At 34.3% G+C, this 19,003-nt stretch carries 25 protein-coding genes; 8 read left to right on the top strand and 17 right to left on the bottom strand.

Annotation, left to right across the window (positions count from 1 at the left end; genetic code table 11):
• From HOG88_RS08585 to HOG88_RS08550, 8 genes are all read left to right on the top strand, one after another.
• Window positions 1-527: hypothetical protein (locus tag HOG88_RS08585; RefSeq protein ID WP_295005207.1), on the top strand; the 527-nt coding region annotated here is incomplete at its 5' end.
• A gap of 89 nt (window positions 528-616) precedes the next feature.
• A complete protein-coding gene (gene ccoG / locus HOG88_RS08580) occupies window positions 617-2,062 on the top strand; it encodes a cytochrome c oxidase accessory protein CcoG (protein WP_295005205.1) in 1,446 nt (481 codons plus the stop codon).
• Between the two features lie 66 nt (window positions 2,063-2,128).
• Entirely contained in the window at window positions 2,129-3,139 is a 1,011-nt protein-coding gene (locus HOG88_RS08575; protein ID WP_295005203.1) for a putative sulfate exporter family transporter, read from the top strand.
• Between the two features lie 87 nt (window positions 3,140-3,226).
• The gene (locus HOG88_RS08570; protein WP_295005201.1) at window positions 3,227-3,694 is read left to right on the top strand and encodes a hypothetical protein; all 468 of its coding nucleotides are present in this window, start codon (window positions 3,227-3,229) and stop codon (window positions 3,692-3,694) included.
• Window positions 3,694-4,740: a hypothetical protein gene (locus HOG88_RS08565; RefSeq protein ID WP_295005199.1), complete on the top strand. Its 1,047-nt coding sequence runs from the start codon at window positions 3,694-3,696 to the stop codon at window positions 4,738-4,740. The genes HOG88_RS08570 and HOG88_RS08565 overlap by 1 nt, the downstream gene beginning before the upstream one ends.
• A gap of 44 nt (window positions 4,741-4,784) precedes the next feature.
• Window positions 4,785-5,465 carry a ribonuclease III gene (gene rnc, locus HOG88_RS08560; protein ID WP_295005197.1) on the top strand — a complete coding sequence of 227 codons (681 nt, stop codon included), beginning with the start codon at window positions 4,785-4,787 and terminating at the stop codon, window positions 5,463-5,465.
• On the top strand, window positions 5,465-6,538 hold the full coding sequence (aroC, locus tag HOG88_RS08555) for a chorismate synthase (RefSeq protein ID WP_295005195.1): 1,074 nt from the start codon (window positions 5,465-5,467) through the stop codon (window positions 6,536-6,538). Before rnc ends, aroC begins: the two co-directional genes overlap by 1 nt.
• 8 nt (window positions 6,539-6,546) lie before the next feature.
• Window positions 6,547-6,963 carry a PAS domain-containing protein gene (locus HOG88_RS08550; protein ID WP_295005193.1) on the top strand — a complete coding sequence of 139 codons (417 nt, stop codon included), beginning with the start codon at window positions 6,547-6,549 and terminating at the stop codon, window positions 6,961-6,963.
• A 3-nt stretch (window positions 6,964-6,966) separates the two neighbouring features.
• Here the strand turns inward: HOG88_RS08550 and HOG88_RS08545 are convergent, their stop codons facing one another.
• The 17 genes from HOG88_RS08545 to HOG88_RS08465 form a co-directional block, all read right to left on the bottom strand.
• On the bottom strand, window positions 6,967-7,983 hold the full coding sequence (locus tag HOG88_RS08545; protein ID WP_295005191.1) for a hypothetical protein: 1,017 nt from the start codon (window positions 7,981-7,983) through the stop codon (window positions 6,967-6,969).
• A gap of 105 nt (window positions 7,984-8,088) precedes the next feature.
• A complete protein-coding gene (locus HOG88_RS08540; protein ID WP_295005189.1) occupies window positions 8,089-9,057 on the bottom strand; it encodes a hypothetical protein in 969 nt (322 codons plus the stop codon).
• A 63-nt stretch (window positions 9,058-9,120) separates the two neighbouring features.
• A complete protein-coding gene (locus HOG88_RS08535; RefSeq protein ID WP_295005187.1) occupies window positions 9,121-9,576 on the bottom strand; it encodes an MOSC domain-containing protein in 456 nt (151 codons plus the stop codon).
• Window positions 9,551-10,069 (bottom strand): thioredoxin fold domain-containing protein, encoded by a 519-nt coding sequence (locus HOG88_RS08530; protein ID WP_295005185.1) that lies wholly within the window; start codon window positions 10,067-10,069, stop codon window positions 9,551-9,553. The genes HOG88_RS08535 and HOG88_RS08530 overlap by 26 nt, the downstream gene beginning before the upstream one ends.
• A 63-nt stretch (window positions 10,070-10,132) precedes the next feature.
• The gene (gene soxZ / locus HOG88_RS08525; RefSeq protein WP_295005183.1) at window positions 10,133-10,444 is read right to left on the bottom strand and encodes a thiosulfate oxidation carrier complex protein SoxZ; all 312 of its coding nucleotides are present in this window, start codon (window positions 10,442-10,444) and stop codon (window positions 10,133-10,135) included.
• 40 nt (window positions 10,445-10,484) lie between these two features.
• The gene (locus tag HOG88_RS08520) at window positions 10,485-10,964 is read right to left on the bottom strand and encodes a thiosulfate oxidation carrier protein SoxY (RefSeq protein ID WP_295005181.1); all 480 of its coding nucleotides are present in this window, start codon (window positions 10,962-10,964) and stop codon (window positions 10,485-10,487) included.
• Window positions 10,965-10,982: 18 nt separating this feature from the next.
• Window positions 10,983-12,143 carry a c-type cytochrome gene (locus HOG88_RS08515; RefSeq protein WP_295005179.1) on the bottom strand — a complete coding sequence of 387 codons (1,161 nt, stop codon included), beginning with the start codon at window positions 12,141-12,143 and terminating at the stop codon, window positions 10,983-10,985.
• Window positions 12,124-13,428 (bottom strand): sulfite dehydrogenase, encoded by a 1,305-nt coding sequence (gene soxC / locus HOG88_RS08510; RefSeq protein ID WP_295005177.1) that lies wholly within the window; start codon window positions 13,426-13,428, stop codon window positions 12,124-12,126. The genes HOG88_RS08515 and soxC overlap by 20 nt, the downstream gene beginning before the upstream one ends.
• A gap of 210 nt (window positions 13,429-13,638) precedes the next feature.
• Window positions 13,639-13,902: a hypothetical protein gene (locus tag HOG88_RS08505; protein ID WP_295005175.1), complete on the bottom strand. Its 264-nt coding sequence runs from the start codon at window positions 13,900-13,902 to the stop codon at window positions 13,639-13,641.
• The gene (locus HOG88_RS08500; protein ID WP_295005173.1) at window positions 13,902-14,030 is read right to left on the bottom strand and encodes a hypothetical protein; all 129 of its coding nucleotides are present in this window, start codon (window positions 14,028-14,030) and stop codon (window positions 13,902-13,904) included. Before HOG88_RS08500 ends, HOG88_RS08505 begins: the two co-directional genes overlap by 1 nt.
• Window positions 14,023-14,586 (bottom strand): DUF2231 domain-containing protein, encoded by a 564-nt coding sequence (locus HOG88_RS08495; protein ID WP_295005171.1) that lies wholly within the window; start codon window positions 14,584-14,586, stop codon window positions 14,023-14,025. Before HOG88_RS08495 ends, HOG88_RS08500 begins: the two co-directional genes overlap by 8 nt.
• On the bottom strand, window positions 14,586-15,620 hold the full coding sequence (locus tag HOG88_RS08490) for a hypothetical protein (protein WP_295005169.1): 1,035 nt from the start codon (window positions 15,618-15,620) through the stop codon (window positions 14,586-14,588). Before HOG88_RS08490 ends, HOG88_RS08495 begins: the two co-directional genes overlap by 1 nt.
• 12 nt (window positions 15,621-15,632) lie before the next feature.
• Window positions 15,633-15,902, bottom strand: a complete 270-nt coding sequence (locus HOG88_RS08485; protein WP_295005167.1) for a DUF493 domain-containing protein — start codon at window positions 15,900-15,902, stop codon at window positions 15,633-15,635.
• The gene (gene moaC / locus HOG88_RS08480; RefSeq protein WP_295005165.1) at window positions 15,883-16,353 is read right to left on the bottom strand and encodes a cyclic pyranopterin monophosphate synthase MoaC; all 471 of its coding nucleotides are present in this window, start codon (window positions 16,351-16,353) and stop codon (window positions 15,883-15,885) included. The genes HOG88_RS08485 and moaC overlap by 20 nt, the downstream gene beginning before the upstream one ends.
• Before the next feature lie 118 nt (window positions 16,354-16,471).
• Window positions 16,472-17,044 carry a molybdenum cofactor guanylyltransferase MobA gene (gene mobA / locus HOG88_RS08475; RefSeq protein ID WP_295005163.1) on the bottom strand — a complete coding sequence of 191 codons (573 nt, stop codon included), beginning with the start codon at window positions 17,042-17,044 and terminating at the stop codon, window positions 16,472-16,474.
• Window positions 17,045-17,046: 2 nt separating this feature from the next.
• Window positions 17,047-18,306 (bottom strand): 3-isopropylmalate dehydratase large subunit, encoded by a 1,260-nt coding sequence (locus HOG88_RS08470; RefSeq protein ID WP_295005161.1) that lies wholly within the window; start codon window positions 18,304-18,306, stop codon window positions 17,047-17,049.
• A 52-nt stretch (window positions 18,307-18,358) separates the two neighbouring features.
• Window positions 18,359-18,862, bottom strand: a complete 504-nt coding sequence (locus HOG88_RS08465) for a hypothetical protein (RefSeq protein ID WP_295005159.1) — start codon at window positions 18,860-18,862, stop codon at window positions 18,359-18,361.
• Window positions 18,863-19,003 lie beyond the last annotated feature (141 nt).

Genomic DNA, 19,003 nt, shown 5'->3' with positions numbered 1-19,003 from the left:
AAACTTCTTCTGGTTTTGGTGTAGACTTGGGGGTGGTGTATCATCCATTTGCCAAGAGCTCATTACATCCTGCTTTTGGATTAAGTGTCTTAAATATAGGTGCAATTGGTATGGATGATAATTTTGGAAAACAACCGACAACGGTTAACCTTGGTGCATCGATTTCTCCAGAAGTTGCATTTTTGGAAAAATTTGTTGTTGCAGTTGATTATGTGGACATGCTTAATGCAAATACAATTCGAATTTACGACTATAGTGGAAATGGAGATACGGTAAGCTATAGTGATTATAGTGATAATGATTTTATGAAACGTTTACGATTAGGTATGGGAATTGGTCTTATCGACAGTACTTGGTTTTCTGCACAAGTAAATTTGGGTCTTTATCAGAGTGCATATACGGCAGGTCTTGATATGGAAATAGCAGTGATAAAATTAAATATTTCTACATATGAAGAACAAATAGGTACCGGAAGTGTAGATATTCCAGATAGAAGATATATGGCACAAATAGGGATTGGTTGGTAGATATATAATATTTGTATATAATTATTATAATTTAAAGTAAATTAATGGTATAGTCTGTATAATCGAATGACAATTAATAAGGATTATACATGAAAGATACAACTGAACCATTTAAAATCCCAACACCTTGGAGATACAAACGCTATGTAGTATTTGTATTTGCCACTGTGTTTACATTAGCACTCCCGTGGATTGTAATCGACGGAAATCACTTTTTTCTTTTAAGTTTTGATAAACTAAAGCTTCATCTTGCATTTATCCAGTTTGATATGCAAGAGTTATATCTCCTTCCTTTTTTACTTATGCTTATGTTCTTAGCTATTTTTGGAATGACTGTTTTAGGTGGACGTGTATTTTGTGGATGGGTTTGTCCACAGACTGTTTTTCGTACAGCTTTTCGTGACCTTATAGAAACAAAGATTCTTGGACTTCGTAAAAGAATAAAGAACAAGCAGGTCGAACCAGACATGACTCTCACGAAGAACAAGATTAAGAGAGTTGCTTCTTGGGTTATAGCATTTGTACTTGCTCATATAGCAGCAGCAGACTTTTTATGGTTTTTTGTACCACCAATGGAGTTTATAGGTTATCTAAGTGATTTTAATAACCACTGGGCACTCTTTGGAACATGGATAGCAGTAGCACTATTTTTAGTTTACGACATAGTATTTTTACAAGAAAATTTTTGTGTTTATGTTTGTCCTTACTCTCGTATACAGTCTGTACTTTATGATGATCATACCGTGATGGCACTTTATGATATGAACAGAGGTGGTGACATCTATGATGCTGACCATAACAAACAGTTTACAAAACAAAAAGAACTCCAAGCTGTAGCACCAAATGCAGAATGTACAACATGTCAGTCTTGTGTGAGTGTTTGTCCTACACATATAGATATCCGTAAGGGTTTCCAGCTTGAGTGTATAAACTGTTTAGAGTGTGTAGATGCTTGTACTACAGTAATGGGAAAACTTGGAAAACCATCACTTGTGACCTGGTCTAGTGACTATGAAATAGTAGATCAAAAAGGGAAGACACAGTACTTCCGTCCAAAAATCTTAGCTTATATAGGACTTCTTATTGGAATTACTATTATTTTAGGGTTTATGGGAAGTACAAAAGAGCATATGCTTCTTAACATTAATAAAGAACCAAGAATGTACTCTACAGCACGTCTTTTTGATGAGGTAGTGCAAGTAGATAACTCTTACATATTTTTACTTCAAAATACAGAAAATAAGAAAATGAAGTTTTTCTTTGAGGTTGTAACTCCAGAGAATGTTAATGGAAAAATAGTTATAGCAAAACCAACAAAAGCATTCAGTGTTATTCCTGGAAGTAAAAAGAAAAAAATTGTAACGCTTAGAACAGAGGATGTCCTTATTGATGATATAAGAAAAGATACAATTATTCCTGTAACTATTCATGCTTATGCATTAAATGAAGATGGTACAAAAAGTGAAAAAGTATCTGTTATTAGACATTCGACATTTATCTTTCCAAAAAGATCTATACTAGAAGAAGCTCAATAAGTAAAAAGTTATTTTGGCTATAATTTTAGTTATAGCTTGAAACTTATACAATTATGAAGGATTTAGATGCTTAATATATCTAAATATAAAACATATACAAGAGGCCTACTTGCTAGTATTGCAGTAGCCATTGTATCTCTTACTATCACTCAGTTCATCTCATTTAGTACAGCAACTGTAGCTATTATTATTGGAATGATTGTAGGAAATATATTTTACAGTACTTTTCATGCAGAAGAGTCTAGGTTTAAAAGTGGTGTGAAGTTTGCAGAAAAAGATCTACTAATGTTTGCAATTGCTCTTATGGGAATAAATCTTAATTTCACTATGCTTGCAAACTTAGGTGTTAAAACTATCTTAATTATCGTTTTAGGAATGGTATTTACAATTTTTATGGGTGTTCTACTTGGAAAACTTTTTAAACTAAATCCTAAACTTTCCCTTATGATAGGAATAGGAAATGGTGTATGTGGAAGTTCTGCAATCGCGGCGACATCTAGTATTACTAAGGTCAAAAGCAATGATATTGGGATTAGTATAGCACTTGTAAATCTTATGGGAACAATCGGTATATTTTTAGCACCATTCTTAGCACACCTTTTAGGTTTTACCGATATTCAAGCTGGGGTTTTCACAGGAAATACACTTCAGGCAGTTGGACAAGCAGTAGCCGCTGGATTTAGTATTTCTGATGAAGCGGGGCATTATTCAACCGTTGTGAAAATGGGAAGAGTTCTATTACTTGTTCCTCTTGTACTCATTTTAATATATATAGCAAAAAAAGAAAGTCAAAACAATGACGAAGAAGTGAGCCAAAAGGCAAAAATAGGAGTACCATCTTTTATACTTTGGTTTGTCTTTTTTTCTATTATCGCTTCACTTGGACTGCTACCAAAAGAGCTTGAAACTCTTATATCTTCTGTGAGTCAATATATCACCCTCATTGCAATGAGTGCAATAGGATTAATGATACATTTTGGAACAATAATGAAAACTGCCGGGACAGCATTTAAAGTCTCATCTATTTTATTTGCACTGCAGTTAATGTTTAGTGCATTACTTATTAGTACGCTCTAAGTAAAGTGTAAAAAAATCTTTTTAAGGGCACTCTTTAGGATAAAACTATATAATTTATATAAATAGTTTTAAAGGAGTGTAAGGAACATGGCTAATTTACCTAGTACACTTAACTCCTTTTGGCTTTGGCGAGAAGTTTCTGCTAAATTAGGTGTTTCAAATCCAGCGTATAAGTACTGGAAAAATACACCTAATCTTAAGCTAAATAATAAATATGTTTTTGTGAAAAAGGAGACACTTCCTCCAAAGTATTTGCACATAGAAGATGTATTAACAGACCTCTCTGGTCACCTCCCTATAAAATTCGCATCAGACCAACTACATGTCAATGAACATATATTTTCGTATGAGAAGATGAAACTTCATAAAGAGTTTGAGTATAAGTTTGTCCAAGATGTAAAGTTTGTAAACATAAAAAAGTTTTTTCGTGAAAATGGTATAAAAGTGACAAAAGATTCTCTCGTACAATTGGGGAAGATGAAAGATTTAGAGTTTACTTCAGAATCTACTTTTTATAAATTAAAAGATGATTATGGCATCGTGGTTTACGACTAATGAACAGTTTATTTATAGACTTTAGAGATCCACTCTTTTCCATTATTATGTTTTTTTCTATTGTTTTTGTGATTGCTTTTATCTCTTATTGGTGGAATAGATATAAGCACAATGAAGATTCAAAGTATTTAGATAAATTTTTAAGAGATTTTAATGCTCACCCTTCTAAAGAGGACCTTAGAGTTCTTATTTCTGGTGGAGAACTATCTGAGAAATCTTGGTTACTTCTCGCTCAGTCATACATTGAGAATGGAAATTATGAAAAAAGTATAGAGATTTATAATGAAATGCTAAAATTACCAAGTAGAGAAAATACAACTGAGACTATGTTCTTGCTTGGAAAAACTTATTTTAAAGCAGGTTTTTTAGAGCGTTCAAAAAAGATATTTTTAGAGATACTCAAAAAGAAACCTCGAACACCAGAAGCACTGAAGTATCTACTTCTTGTTTATGAATATATGAAAGATTTTAAGTCGGCGAAAGATGTTTTAGAACCACTAGGTGAATTAGGTATAGACATAAGACTTGAAAGTGCATACATTAATGCGATGGGATTACTTAATAGACTCGATATTTCCCAAGATGTAAAAGCACATGCTCTTCTAAAAATGTATGAAGAACAGCAACAACTTTTTTATCTAACATATGAGTATCTCTTTAGAATAAATCCATCTTTTGCTTGGAATAATTTTGATGCTTCTAGGAGTGAGCAGCTTGCAGATTTACTTTGGGGGCTCGAAGCTAAAGAGCTGGATTTAGATATAATTTCACAGAATGGATTTTTAAGAGAAATGTACAGTGCACGTGGAGATATTAGTCTTGCCAGTAGTAGCGATATATTTGAGTTTGATGTACTTATTGGTCTAGCTGGAAAAGCAAATGCTACTCTTAGTTTTGAGTATATATGTACAAATTGTAAGCAACTCTATCCTTTTGTGTTCACTAGGTGTAGTTCATGTCATGGACTAGATACATCGCGTTTAGAGTGGAGTTTAATAAAAAATAGTAGTAAAGATTTTAGTGAAGACAACAACTCTTTTCAGTAAAGCTACTAGAGACAAAACAAAATATGTAATACAAAGAGGGAGATATGAGTAAAAATACAAAAATATTAGAAGAGAGACTTGGGTACAAGTTTAAAGATCAAAAGCTCCTTATCGAAGCGCTGACACATAAAAGTTATAAACAGCCCTACGATAATGAGCGATTAGAGTTTTTGGGAGATGCTGTTTTAGATTTAGTGGTTGGGGAGTACCTCTTTACTAAGTTTAGAAAGTCCGATGAAGGAAAGTTGTCAAAAATAAGAGCTTCACTTGTAAATGAAGCAGGTTTTGATAAACTAGCACGTGTACTTTCTCTAGGAGAGCACATTTATCTTTCAAGCGCAGAGGATAATAATGGTGGTAGAGAAAAATCATCACTTCTTTCTAATGCATTTGAAGCAGTGATGGGGGCCGTCTATCTTGAAGCAGGCTTAGCCAGAGTTACAGAGATTTCAATAGGTCTTATCGAAGATAACTATGATGAAATTTCTCTTGATTCACTCTTGCGAGATTATAAAACTTCTCTACAGGAACTTACGCAGGCTAGACTTGGAGTTACTCCAGAGTATAAAGTTTTAAAAAGTAGTGGTCCAGACCATATTAAAGAGTTTGAAATTGGTGTTTTTATAGATTCAAAAGAGTATTCAATTGGTACAGGAAAAAGCAAGAAGATAGCACAGCAAGCTGCAGCAGAAATTGCTTTAGAGCTGTTAAAAAAGGAAAAGTAGTGAATAGTTTTGGAGAGAAGTTACGATTTAGTACATTTGGTGAATCTCATGGAACAGCAATAGGGTGTCTTTTAGATGGTGTCCCAGCAGGTCTTAAAATTGATGAAGAGTATATTCAGAGTGAGCTTGACCGTCGTAAACCAGGAAAGAGTGAATTTGAAACTGCACGAAAAGAGGCAGATAAGGTAGAAATCCTTAGTGGTGTATTTGAAGGACTCAGCACGGGAACTCCTATCGCTATGATTATTTATAATACAAATCAAAAGTCAAAAGATTATACAAATATAAAAGATGTCTTCCGTCCCGGACATGCTGATTTTACATACTTTCACAAGTATGGTTTAAGAGACTACAGAGGTGGTGGAAGAAGTTCAGCACGTGAAACTGCTGCTCGAGTAGCAGCTGGTGCTATAGCAAAGCTTATGATAGCGGATTTAAATATCTCTGTGATGAGTGGGATTAGTGAAATCGCTGGTATCAAAGGTGAATCATTTGATTACTCGGAGGCTAAAGATAGTCTTATATATGCTTTAGACAAAACAAAAGAGCAGGCACAAAAAGATGCGATTCTAGAAGCTAAAAATAATCATGATTCTGTTGGTGGTGTAGCTCGTGTACTTATTAAAGGCGCACCAGCTGGACTAGGTCAACCGATGTACTATAAACTTGATGGTGTCTTAGCTAGTGCTATGATGGGCTTAAACGCAGTAAAAGCAGTAGAAATTGGTGATGGTGTTTTAAGCTCACGTACTCTAGGTTCACAAAATAATGATGAAATTCGTTCAGGCGGATTTGAATCTAATCATGCAGGTGGAATTTTAGGCGGTATTAGTAACGGAGATGAAATAGTTGTCAATATTTATTTTAAACCAACACCTTCTATCTTTATAGAACAACATACTGTCACAACATCAAATGAAGAAGTCGACTTCTCGCTTAAGGGTCGTCATGATCCTTGCGTCGCGATAAGAGGAAGTGTTGTATGCGAGTCTATGGCTGCACTTGTTATAGCTGATATGCTCCTTTTAAATATGGGTTCAAATATGACAGGACTTACTAAATACTATAAATAGGAGAATAGATGTCTGATATTTATCAAGGTGAGGGACGTGATGAGTGGTTTTTTCCAGAAGATAGTTATATTCTGAGTGAAACTGATGATAAAGGTATTATTATTTATGCAAACCAAATGTTTTGTGAACTTGCTGGATATGAATTAGATGAATTAATTGGAGAACCTCACAATATTGTAAGACATCCTGATATGCCTCGTATCGCATTTAAAGGTCTTTGGGATGATATACAGAGTAAAGGTTTCTGGACAGGTATAGTAAAGAATCGTAGAAAAGATAGAGGCTATTATTGGGTCCATGCAACGGCATTAAGACGTATTGATAGTAATGGAAATTATACATATTTATCGATTAGAAGAGTTCCAAAGAAAAGTGAAATAGAGGCTTGCATACCTCTATATACTGATTTAAAGTCTAAAGAGTAGTTTTTACTTTCTTAGAAGTGGATTTGCATTATCTGTGTCTATCCCACCTAATGAGTGAATAATGGCAGGAATTTCAACATCAAGTTGATCTATTTTAGCTTGTTTGTCTTTATCTGTTATTCCAAGTGCTGATGTCCATGCACCTAGTGTTGGCATTCCTATAACGATTTTATTTTCACCTGCCTTAATGTAAGCATACATTGAACACGGAGCGAATACTGCGGCACGTGGGAGAGGTTTTTCTCCATCAAATATTGTGTATGAAAACGGTACGTGACATAATGACCAGACTACGTAAGCATCATATCCAGGCATTACGTCTTCATCAGAGTTTAAGCTATCTTTCATGTTATAAAAACCAGCGATAATATAGCCCTTAGTTTCAAATGCACTTTCGAAAGTTTCTTGGAACTCATCAAAAAAGTCTTCAACATCTTCTGGTTCATCAAAAGGTATTTCGAAATTCATCATAGTCTTTTCTGCAAAACTTTCTATTTTTGTATAGCTTTTTAGTGCTCCTGAGAAATGTTTTTCTATCATAGCATCAAGAGGTTTGTACATTTCTATATATGTTTTTCTTACATTTGCATCTGTAATTTGTAGTACGTCAAGTGCAGCTTCTGGTGTTATATGTGTTATAACACTTTTATTATCAGATTTTTTTCTATAAATAACAAGGTTAAATGGAGTAAACCCACCTATTCTAGGGTCCACGTTTAAAAGAGGACGTGCCACTTCATCATTTACTAAAGAAGAGAAGGAAAGTTGGTTAAGAGATGTTTCCCCAACTTGTTGTTCATAAACTATGTTTACATTATGATGAGGATTACTTAAAAAAAATCCAGCATCTTCTAAGGGTTTTTTTGTAAATTCAAAAAACTTCTCATCTATATCTCCATCTATCGTGTATTCAACAGCTAAATGTTTGTTATTTGTTGGTATAAATTTATCTGCATTAAGAGCGGAAATGAGGACAGTGCTTATGGCTAAAGCAGAGAGTGCGGTGTTGAGTAGTTTCATATGTAGCCTTAGATAAGAATTCAAAAAGATATAAGCTATTTATAGTCCATATCTTTTTGAATGAATAAAGTTTCCTGAGCACAAAGGCTCAAGGAAAGTTTTTAGTTATTCACTTGCTTCATTGATGATGTTTTCAATGAAAGCTTGAGCTTCACGAAGTTTTATAACACCTTCTTCTTCATCTTTCATATCAAGAGTTGTAATCCAATTCTCAACAGACAAGAAACCCATATACATTGTGTTCTCACCTTTTCTCTTATAGATGTAGAATGAACACGGAGCCCAAGCTCCAGCTTCAGGATATTTTTCAGATACAGGATAAATGACATCAAATTTACAGATCGAATATGTATGATAGTAGTCGTACAAATCAGTATAGCCCTTGTCATCAAAAACTTCTTCTTGCATATTTGTATAATTAGGAAGTAAGAAACCTAAAGGCTCCATTTCCGCTTCAAATTCAGCTTCAAAATCTTCAACAAACTCTTCAGCAGTTTGATCATCTCCTAATTCAACTTTCATTGTAAAATCAGTTGCGAGTGTTTTATTTGGAAATTTAACGGTGTGATTTAAGTCTATGAAAGAACCGTTAGGAAGTGCCTTCTTTAAAGTTGCAGTAACGAGGTCTGTATAAGCAATTAAGTCTGGATCGTTAACTGGGATATCTGTTGATCTAGCCATAGCATTTATAGTAAGTGTTGCAATATTCCATGTTGTTCCATCACCCCAAATTGACATTGTTAAAGGTGAAAGTGCACCAAATTTAGGGTATTTTTTCACTAGTTTAAAAGTTAGGTCAGTATGCATAAACATTGCTAAATAGTATTTTTTATAGTGCAGTTTTGTAAATCTAGCTGCAAATGGTTTATTCATGTCGTTATTTCCAATCATGACAAGACCTGCCGCATCAAATGCTGCTTCTATTGTTTTGCTAGTTATTTTACTATCAGTTGCAGAATAAACTTGTACATCTTGTACTTTTTTAGACTTTTTTACCTCAGAACCTTGTAGTGCACTACCAGTAATAGTCATTATAGCGAATAATGCTATTGCGAGGGTATGTATTCTTTTCATTCGTTTTCCTTCTTTTTTTAATATATTGTCCATGAGTTTAACATCATTTTTGTATAAAATGTATTAATAATCTAGAATTTCTACTTTATCGTCCACTTTTATTTCGGAACTACCCTTAATATACTTGGCAAATATACCTCTATCACTCTTAAGAATTTTTGGAAGCCTAGGATTTACTTTACTAAGGCCATTGCAAAGTGTACAGTTTTGTGTTATTTCAAGGTATGTAGAACCTATTTTTAAAGTATCCCCATGTTTGAGATGGTATGGATTAATACTAAGGAGTATATTTTCTCCTAGTAAACCTTCCTCAATAGATATTCCTTGTTCTTTGGTTAGTCTATAACTATCTGAAGAACTTAGTAATATTGAGCGCATGGAATCTTTTGAATAAAATTTATCATTTTTAATTCCAAGTTCATCTACGTGAATACTTTTAATAGATTTACGTGTTTTATTTCCATCATTGAGTGTGATGAATAAAGCAAGAACTTTACCTGTTGTAGTTTCTGTTATCATTTATCTCATCTTCCAGATTACTCTGATAGTTAATTTTTTCTTTATAGAAATCTAAACTCATCGTCTTGTAAAAACCTTTTTTTACATACTCGAGTATAACTAAAAACTCATTTTCAGATTTATACCCTAAACTTGCATACTCTATATCTGCTTTGTCATCTAAAAAAAGCACAGAGGGATAAAAGTTATATCCAACATCTTTGGCAAGACATAATCCACCACTTGTTTTGCCTTTATATGTTATTTGATCATTGCGAGAGACATTTATATGAAAGATTTTGTAATTGTTTTGGATAAACTCAATTACAAAATCATCCTCAAGTGTAAATGCTTGCATACTATTACAGTAGCTACAACCAATCTTATGAAAATAGAGCAGTATTGGCTTATTTGTCTTCTTTGATAGCTTTACAGCTTCATCTATATTGATCTCTTGTGCATCTAGGAATGTTAGAAAGAGAAGGGATATTAATAGTGTGGTTTTTTTGAACATTTTTGAACCTTGAGATACAGAGGAGAAGAAGTACTAAGAGTACTTCCTAGGAAAATTAAGAGATTACTTAATTTTCCCCTTACCCTTGTCACTATTACCTTTACGGTCAGTCCAAGTCATAAGAACCTTATCACCTTTAGCACCAATTCCTTGAAATTGGAATTTGAAAATAGGGTTTTTAGAAAGAAACTGAGATGTTGAAAGCTCAAATACTTTCTCACCATTTACAGTAGCAGTAAGATATGTAATGAAGTTAGCATCATCACTGTTTCCTGTTTTTTTCTTCATTTGGTTGTAAGTTGACATTTCGTGCTTAGCCATACATTTAACTTTTACAACACCATTTTTTAACTTTGCTTTTACTTTAATACCCATAAATAATCCTTATTATTAGTTTCTTATTGTAGTAGAGGAATTAACCTTCACAACCACCAAGTGCAACATCTAAAGTTTGTTTAGCAGCATAAAGCTTACCATCAAGACCTTCAACAACAACTGTAATAGTTCCTGGCTTACCCATTTTAATTTTAATTGAGTAATCATTAACACTATACTTACTTACTGTGTAAACACATACTGCTGACTCTGGGTTAGCATCTTGGAATACAGCAATTGATTTAGCTGGTATCTCAGTTGAGAAATCTACAGGAATAGCTCCACCACTACTTGCAACAGCTTTCTTACCACTATCAAATGACTCACCAGCAGCCTTAAGCTTAACACCACTTTCGATTAGTGTAGTTGATCCATAAAGGTTTTTGATTCCATCTTCAACTGTGTGAGCAGTCCATACTGTTGGTTTAGTTTTTCTGAAGTCTTCCGCTCTAACACTCGCAGGAACAGCAGCTAATGCTAGTGCACCTAAAGTCATACTTAAAAATTTTCTTCTTTCCATAATTATCGTTCCTTTAGTTTATTTACCGCTGATTAAATAATCAACCATTAGTTTGAAATTAGCATCAGATAGATTTGCTCCACCTTTTGCAGGCATACCAGTCTCAGTTCCGTTAATACCATTAGCGTAAACTTTATCAATACCTTTAGCAGTATATCCAGCCCATTCTGCAGAACCTGGAGATAAGAAACTATCATGACACATTGCACATGCATTAGAATAAACTTCTTTAACATTAATAGTTTCTGCTTTTTTCTCTGGCAAATCTCTTACAATTGACATAGGTGGAATAAATTGAGAAATACCTTCACCGGCAATACGAACTACTGTTGCATTAGTCTCTTGACAATTTGTCATACAACGCTCAGCAGGTTTTACTTTATGAGCACCAAAGTTTGCAGGGTTTGCATAGTATGCACGAACACCAGGCAAAGAGTCAGAACCTCTTACATTTGGTTCAAAACCATCTTGATTAGGCATTTTGATTTTTAAGAATTTTGCACGATCTAGCACATACTCATCATCAACTTCTTGGCCATCAATACTCATCTCATTAATGTTTAACATATAAGCAGTAAGAGCATAAGTCTGATTAACACTTAACGTATCAGATTTAGGGTGAGGCATTCCATCTCTAATGTACCAGAACATAGTACTAGCTTGTGGCCAGTATGAACCAAATACACGAGTAGGACCATCAGCTTGTGGATCTTGGTATCTATTGTTTGTTAAAGTTTTTTGTAAATCTTCTGCATTACCTTTAGAAAGTGCTGGGTATCCACCACCACCTGAACCAAAGTCTCCGTGACACATAACACATTGTGCTTCATAGAGTGCTTCACCTTCTTCAACAGAACCTTCACCTTCAGGTAGTCCTAATGCTTTTGGATCTTCATTATAAACATATCCAGCCATAACGTCCGTATTCCACTTAGCTTCTTCAGCATCTGTTGGAACACGACCATTATTAATAGCTCTGCCAATATGTGATTCATTTACAAAGTAGTTACCTGATTTTCCATTTATAGTAGGGTAAGAAACACCACCATCTATACTTATGTTTCCATTTACACCATCGCTAAATGTTGGAGCAGATTCACCACCAACACAACCTACCCCAAGTAGTGCAATAGCAGCTACTGAAGTAGAAATGATTAATTTACGATCTAATTTGAACATGATTTACCTTTCCTGTTTCTGTTACTTCCCAAGTCTCAACTGCATTTCTGTGATATACAGCTTCTACACCCATTATCTTAGTCTCTTCATCGATTGTTGGTTGAATATAACCAGCATCATCCATTGCACGAGATGTAAGTAAAAGTGTTTCACCTTTTTTGTAAGTATGTATGATACTCCAACGAGTCCATGACTTCTGCAGTACCAAACCTTTAAGTTTTGCTTCTACATAGTTCTTACCACCATCAAAAGAGATATCAACACCAGTAATAGTACCCATACCAGACCATGCAAGACCTTCAATTTCAACTGTAGCACCATCTTCTAGGTGTGACCAATCAATCTCTGGAGATGGAGAAGTTACAGTAGAGTTTACTTCATTTGCATAGAAATGTTGAATAGCTTTACCAGTTGGCTTAAGGTCTGTATATTTAGAAGTCTCTTCTTTACAGTACCATGGCTCAACAGCAAATTCTAATCTACGTAACCATTTAACACATAAGTTACCTTCCCAACCTGGAACAAGTAGTCTTGCTGGGTAACCTTGCTCTGGACGAAGAGCTTCACCATTTTGTCCCCAAACAATCATTGCATCGTCAAGAACTTTATCTACAGGAATAGTTCTTCCCATTTTAGAGTTATCAGAACCCTCAGCTAACATCCATTGTGCTTCTGGCTTAAGACCTAAATCTTCTAAGATAGTCTTGATGTAAACACCAGTCCACTCAGCTGATGCCATAAAACCTTTAGCAAATTGAACAGAGTTGAACTGTGGCCCTCTCCATTCTTGTCCACCATTTGCTGGACATTCGATAAAGTGAGTACGAGTTACACTTGGGTAACGCTTTAGTTGCTCTAATGTAAGAACAATAGGCTTGTCAACTAAACCATGTATCATTAAACGGAATTCGTTAGGATCTACATGTGCAGTACCACCATGTGAACGAGAAAAGAAAAGACCATTTGGAGTGATGATTCCTTGGGACTCGTGTATTGGAGTAACAGCAATAGATGCTCTAAAGTTACCAGAAGAAAGTAATGATGTACTTCTTCTTGTAACATTATGCTCGTAAGGTGAAGGAACACCATAAAGGTTTGTAGTTATAGGATCTCCCCAAACTTGCCCCCATTTTGTATGATGCATAATGGCAGGATCGCCTTCACCAGTTACTTCATTTGCTAAAAGTGATGTTCCAGCTAAAGCTGTAGCTGAAAAAGCAGCCGCTTTTTTGAAAAAGTCTCTTCTGTCGATAGTAGTTTCTTCTTGAGATTTTTTATTATTCACATTGTCTCCTTTGTAGTCTGTTAATTAGTTATATTTAAATTATTACCTTAAGCCATATTTTAAGTTATGGTAAAGTTATTACCCCCATATTATGCCATCTTTTTCTTAAATTAATTATAGATAGTTATTGAATGAATATTGATTATAAGCTGTAGCGATGATTGAGTTTTAAAGAGTTACAAAATGAAACAATGAGACAAAGGATTTTTTCTATTTTTTTATGATACTTAGTATAAGATAATTTTCATTATCTAGATAAAAAGAAATAGTGAGATTTTCATGTTCAACATCTTTAATATTTTCATCATTAAAGTAGATAGATTTTTTATATTTATTAGCTTTTGTTGGAATATTTATAATAATAGTGTCAAGGTAGAGTTTAAAACTTTTTGTCGCTTGAGAATCTTCAGCTATATAATCTTGGAGAATTTCTTTGAGTTGTCTTTCGTAAAGTGGAGTACAAAATATATTCATTATTTTTGTACTTCTTGAAGCCAAAGTGACATTTCTTTCATACTAGTAAAATAAAGTCTGTATTGAGATGGATCTTTTTTGTAGTTGACTATCTCTTCTAGGATAGCCTCTTGCATTTCTTTATTCATAAAGTTTGTCTACTTCATTCGAGTGTAGTTTTATATCTTCAAGTGCATCTTGATAAACTTCAAGTTTACTGTCCGCATGATCTTCTTCTTGCTCATCTAGTGCTGCATCATTAAGTGTCTCAAGTATAGAGAATGACTTAAAAGGTGTTCCATGCTTATAAACTAGCTCACCACCATCTTTACCTTGGACAAGTGCTGTAGCAGTTACTATAAGTAAAAGTACAATGGCTACTGCTTCTAATCTAAACTTATTGAGTTTCCATCCTAGTAGTTTTAATACAGAGAGCAATGACAAGACAATCGCAAGGTAAAGACCTAAGTTTTTATGTTCCACTAGTTCTTGTTGTCCCGCTTCGCTTAAATAGTCATATATCTCAGGCCCAGTTTGATTTCCGGTATACCATGCACCAACCATCGCTAATGCGGCAAGGAAAATTGAAACTGAGGAGATTTTCCCTAAAAGTTCTTTTCTTGTAGCAAGGTACATAATTCCAAAAACTGAAGCTACAACTGGTAAAACTATGGCGAAATGTGCTATTGCAGGGTGTAACATCATTATTTATCCTTTGTATCTATGGCATCTTTAGCAGATTTAATAGCTGTGCCTAAGGCCACCTTAGCAACACCTAGAGCTTGTATACCCATGCGTTTAGCTTCTTTAGCTCTTGGAGATTTCATTGCCATATCTGCTTTTTTAACAGCATTTTTTGCAAAAGATGCAAATCTCTTTCTCATCACTTCCGCCGTCTCTTTAGAGATATGCACAAGCTCTTCTAAGTCATATGACATATCTTTGTTAATTTGTAGAAGGATTGTATTTATTTGTGCTGTATTGTGAGCTGCTTGAATTGCTATAACCTGAGAGAAAAGAGTATCAGTTTGGCTTAAATCCTCCATGATAGTGTCATAATCTTCTATAAGTATATGTTTGGCTTCCATTGGCATAAATGTAAGTCTCTTTTTAAACCTGTCTATGGAACGAACTAAACCACTTCTCATTCCCTTTAAAGTAGCACGAAGTATATCATCTGCTCTATTTGGAGTTGCCTCTGAAATATCAATTGCTGTTATTAATATAGTTGATAAAATTTTTCTTACACGAATAGTATTTAGGGAGCCTTCTTTAATAGATTCAAATGTTATCTCTTTTATAACTTCTATGATTGTTTCAGATATATCCCCATCACTATCTTTTTCTAGTGCTGAAATAATTGCAGATTCAACCATTTCACTTAGTATGTCATAAAGGTCGATTGACTGAAGTTTCACTTGATGAAGTTTTAGGACAAACGCTGGATTTGAAGTAAGTTCACTTTCAAGAGTGTTAAACACATTGTATTTAGCATCTTGAAGTGCTTCAGATTTCTTTTCAAGTTCTCGATCTATCGCTTCTTTTTGTTCAAGAAGTTTTGCAACATCTTTATTTAGTTCAGCTGTTTCTATATCAACTATAGTTGTTGCTAACTCTTTTACTTCTTCTAGAGATGCTTGATGCAAGTCAAGTGCCGAGTTGGCTACAAGAGAAGAAATCCTTTGATTTAAGGTTTCAAGTTTTTTGTTATAAAGTTCTTTGAGAGTGTCACTATTCATGGGGTATACCTTTTAGAGTACCATTTTTATGGCACTATGCTTTTTAAGTGCTTCGAAAATAAAAGTTCTATCATCTTCATTATGCACTAATAAATCTAAATTCATGCTTGTATATTTACCTGTTTTTGATTTATTTGAATGAGTGAGCTTATGTTCACGTTCATCTAATACATCTCTAATGGCTTGCTCAAGAGCTTTTCTCTCGCTAGCGATTACCTTATAGCACCAGGTACAAGGGTATTCTAAAACAACTTCTTTCTCACTATCGTTTAAAATTTCCATTTTTTCCTCCTGACTTTTCTTCTAGTTGTACATTCCGGATAACCATACCTTTATCGATTGCTTTAACCATGTCATAGATAGTTAAAAGACCTATACTCGTACCAGTAAGTGCTTCCATCTCTACACCTGTTTGTCCTGTAAGTTTAGCAGTCACTGTGAGTTTAAAACCAGGGAGTTGCTCAAGTTCATCAACATCACAGTTGATACCACTAAGGTTGAGGGGATGACACATAGGAATAAGATCACTTGTTTTTTTAACACCCATGATTGCTGCAATAACTGCAGTTTGTAAAACAGGGCCTTTTTTTGTTTTTTCAGTGACTATAGCATCATAAGCATCTTGGCTCATTTCTATAATACCACTTGCAACTGCAATACGTGTTGTTTGACTTTTGTCGCTAACATCGACCATTTTTGGTCTTTGGTTTTCATCTAAATGTGTGAGGTTCATAGTAAAATCTTTTTGTTTTTTACTATTATAGCAAAAGTAAGGTAATCTAGTTTAGCAGTTTTCTGAAGAGATGGTAGTTTGATTTTTTAGAGTCTCTTACTTTCACTGTATATGAAAATTATAAGAGACTGAGTGCTTCTTTATAATCTTCTAGGTTGTTGAGGTTTAAGAAAGTTTGATTATCTAGATATTCTACATATTCAGTTCTTGAATTTTTGAGTAAGAATCCAAGTTTATGATTTTCATTTTGATGCATCTCTTGAAACTTTACATCTAGTGAACGATGGTAAATACCGCATAGTGGTTGAATCCCTTGCTGTGTCTTTGCTATTGTGGCATCATTATTAGAATTGTCAGCATTGAATAGTTTTTGGATGACATCAAAGTTTATGAATGGAGAGTCCACACTTATGGCAAAAAACTTTTCTTCTTTGAGATGTTTAAATGCGGAGATAAAACCTGCCGTAGGTGCAAAAGTACTTATATTCTTATCATCTTCTAAAAAATTGGCTTGGAAATCAAACTTATTCTGGTCTTTACATGAGATGTATACATTGGAAAATATTTTGCTTAAACGCGATAGTTGGAATTCTGTAAGAGTTTTAAAATTCCCAAAAGAGAGAAGAGCTTTGTCCTCTCCCATTCGGCTACTTTTTCCACCTGCAAAGATTACACATGGAATGTCAATCATGACTATCTAGGGTCTGAAATATAACCAGTTATAGCACTGATAGCCGCTACAGCAGAGTTTGCTAAGTAAACTTCAGAAGAACGACTTCCCATACGACCTACAAAGTTTCTGTTAGTTGTTGAAACAGCAACTTCGCTATCTCCTAAGATTCCCATATACCCACCTAAACAAGCACCACATGTAGGGTTTGAAACAACACCACCAGCATCGATGATGATATCCATATAGCCAAGTTTATAAGCCTCTTTAAGGATCTTTTGAGTTCCAGGAGTTACTATTAAACGTACATCCTCATGAACTTTTTTACCATCAAGTATAGCAGCAGCAGTCTTAAGGTCACTTAAACGTCCGTTTGTACAAGATCCGATGAATGCTTGGTCAATTTTTATCTTGTCACTAACCGCTTGAGTGATTGAATGACCATTTGATGGCAAGAAAGGATAAGCAATAACTGGTTCTAACTCAGCTACATTTATGTCTAATGTTAAACAGTAAACAGCATCATCATCAGAGTAGTGAATACGAGGCTCACGAGCTAAGTTTTTATCAGATAAAAATTCTTTTGTCACATCGTCATAAGCTACAATTCCACTCTTCGCACCAGCTTCTATAGCCATGTTGCACATAGAAAATCTATCATCCATTGTTAAGTGTTCTATTGTGCTACCTGTAAACTCTAAAGTTTTATAAAGTGCACCATCAACACCGATTAAACGGATGATTTCTAAGATAATGTCTTTACCAGTTGTATGCTGTGCTGGTTTACCACTAAGATTTACTTTGATAGACTCAGGAACTTTAAACCAGTTTCCTCCCGTTATCATTGCAAACGCTAAGTCAGTTGAACCCATACCAGTAGAGAATGCTCCAAGAGCACCATGAGTACAAGTATGTGAATCTGCACCAATGATAACATCACCAGGAACGATAAGACCTTTTTCTGGTAAAAGAGCATGCTCTATTCCCATGTCCTTTTCATCAAAAAAGTTTTTAAGCTTATGTTCTTTTGCGAATAAGCGAGATATTTTTGCTTGGTTTGCAGAAGCAATGTCTTTTGCTGGAATAAAGTGATCTAGAACTATTGAAAATCCATCTGGATTTGCTAGTTTAGTCGCACCACTTAGGTTAAATGCAGAGATAGAAATAGGAGTTGTAATATCGTTTCCGATAACCATGTCGATGTCACAACGGATGATTTCACCCGCTAAAACTTCACGACCTATATGTTGTGAGAATATTTTTTCAGTTATTGTTTGTGCCATAAGGAAGTACCTCTTATATATGTTTTAATTTTTCGATTATAGCATAAGAGAATTAAATATTGTATTTTATAACCTTTTTCATAAATTCAGTTGAACAGAAAAACATTGATACAAAGATAGGGTTAAGAGTAACATTATCATCTTCTACTTTGTCAAATACTTTAAAGTTAAAACCTTCACCATCATTTGGATTCTGTGGTGTAACTGTAAATTCTACAGGTGTTAAAGTTCTTATCATATTAGTAATGTTCTTCTTTTTCTTAGTGCTTTGCTCATTTAGAATGTTAAAGTCTGGATTTTCAGAGCTTCTGTGTGCTGCAAGAATAGAATCTAATATATCTACCTTATCTTTAAAGACTATTTTGTTCCATTTTATTATTGTATTCTCAGATGAAACTTGACAACCCTTAAACATTAGAGCGTTTGGTTTTTTTAATTTCATTGATTCCATTAGTGCTAAAAGAAAGTTAGTACCACCTATGTTTTCAGACGCTTTGATCATAAAAAGATGGATAAAAGCTTTTGTCTCTTCACTTTGTTTGTTAAAATTACACATATTATATTTCCTTGTTGTTCATAGAATTATAGCATCATTCCTCTCTGTTTTAATTCTTAAGCCAAAAGTACTATTAGCTTTGCTTAAGCGAATCATAATCTCAAAGCTATTACTATGTCAAAAGTAAAAGAGGACAAAAAT

Origin of the sequence: Sulfurimonas sp., assembly GCF_018698455.1 — a bacterium.
Classification (GTDB): Bacteria; Campylobacterota; Campylobacteria; order Campylobacterales; family Sulfurimonadaceae; genus Sulfurimonas.
Note: the sequence above shows the minus strand (reverse complement) of the source record. Positions and strands in the feature narration are given on the sequence as shown.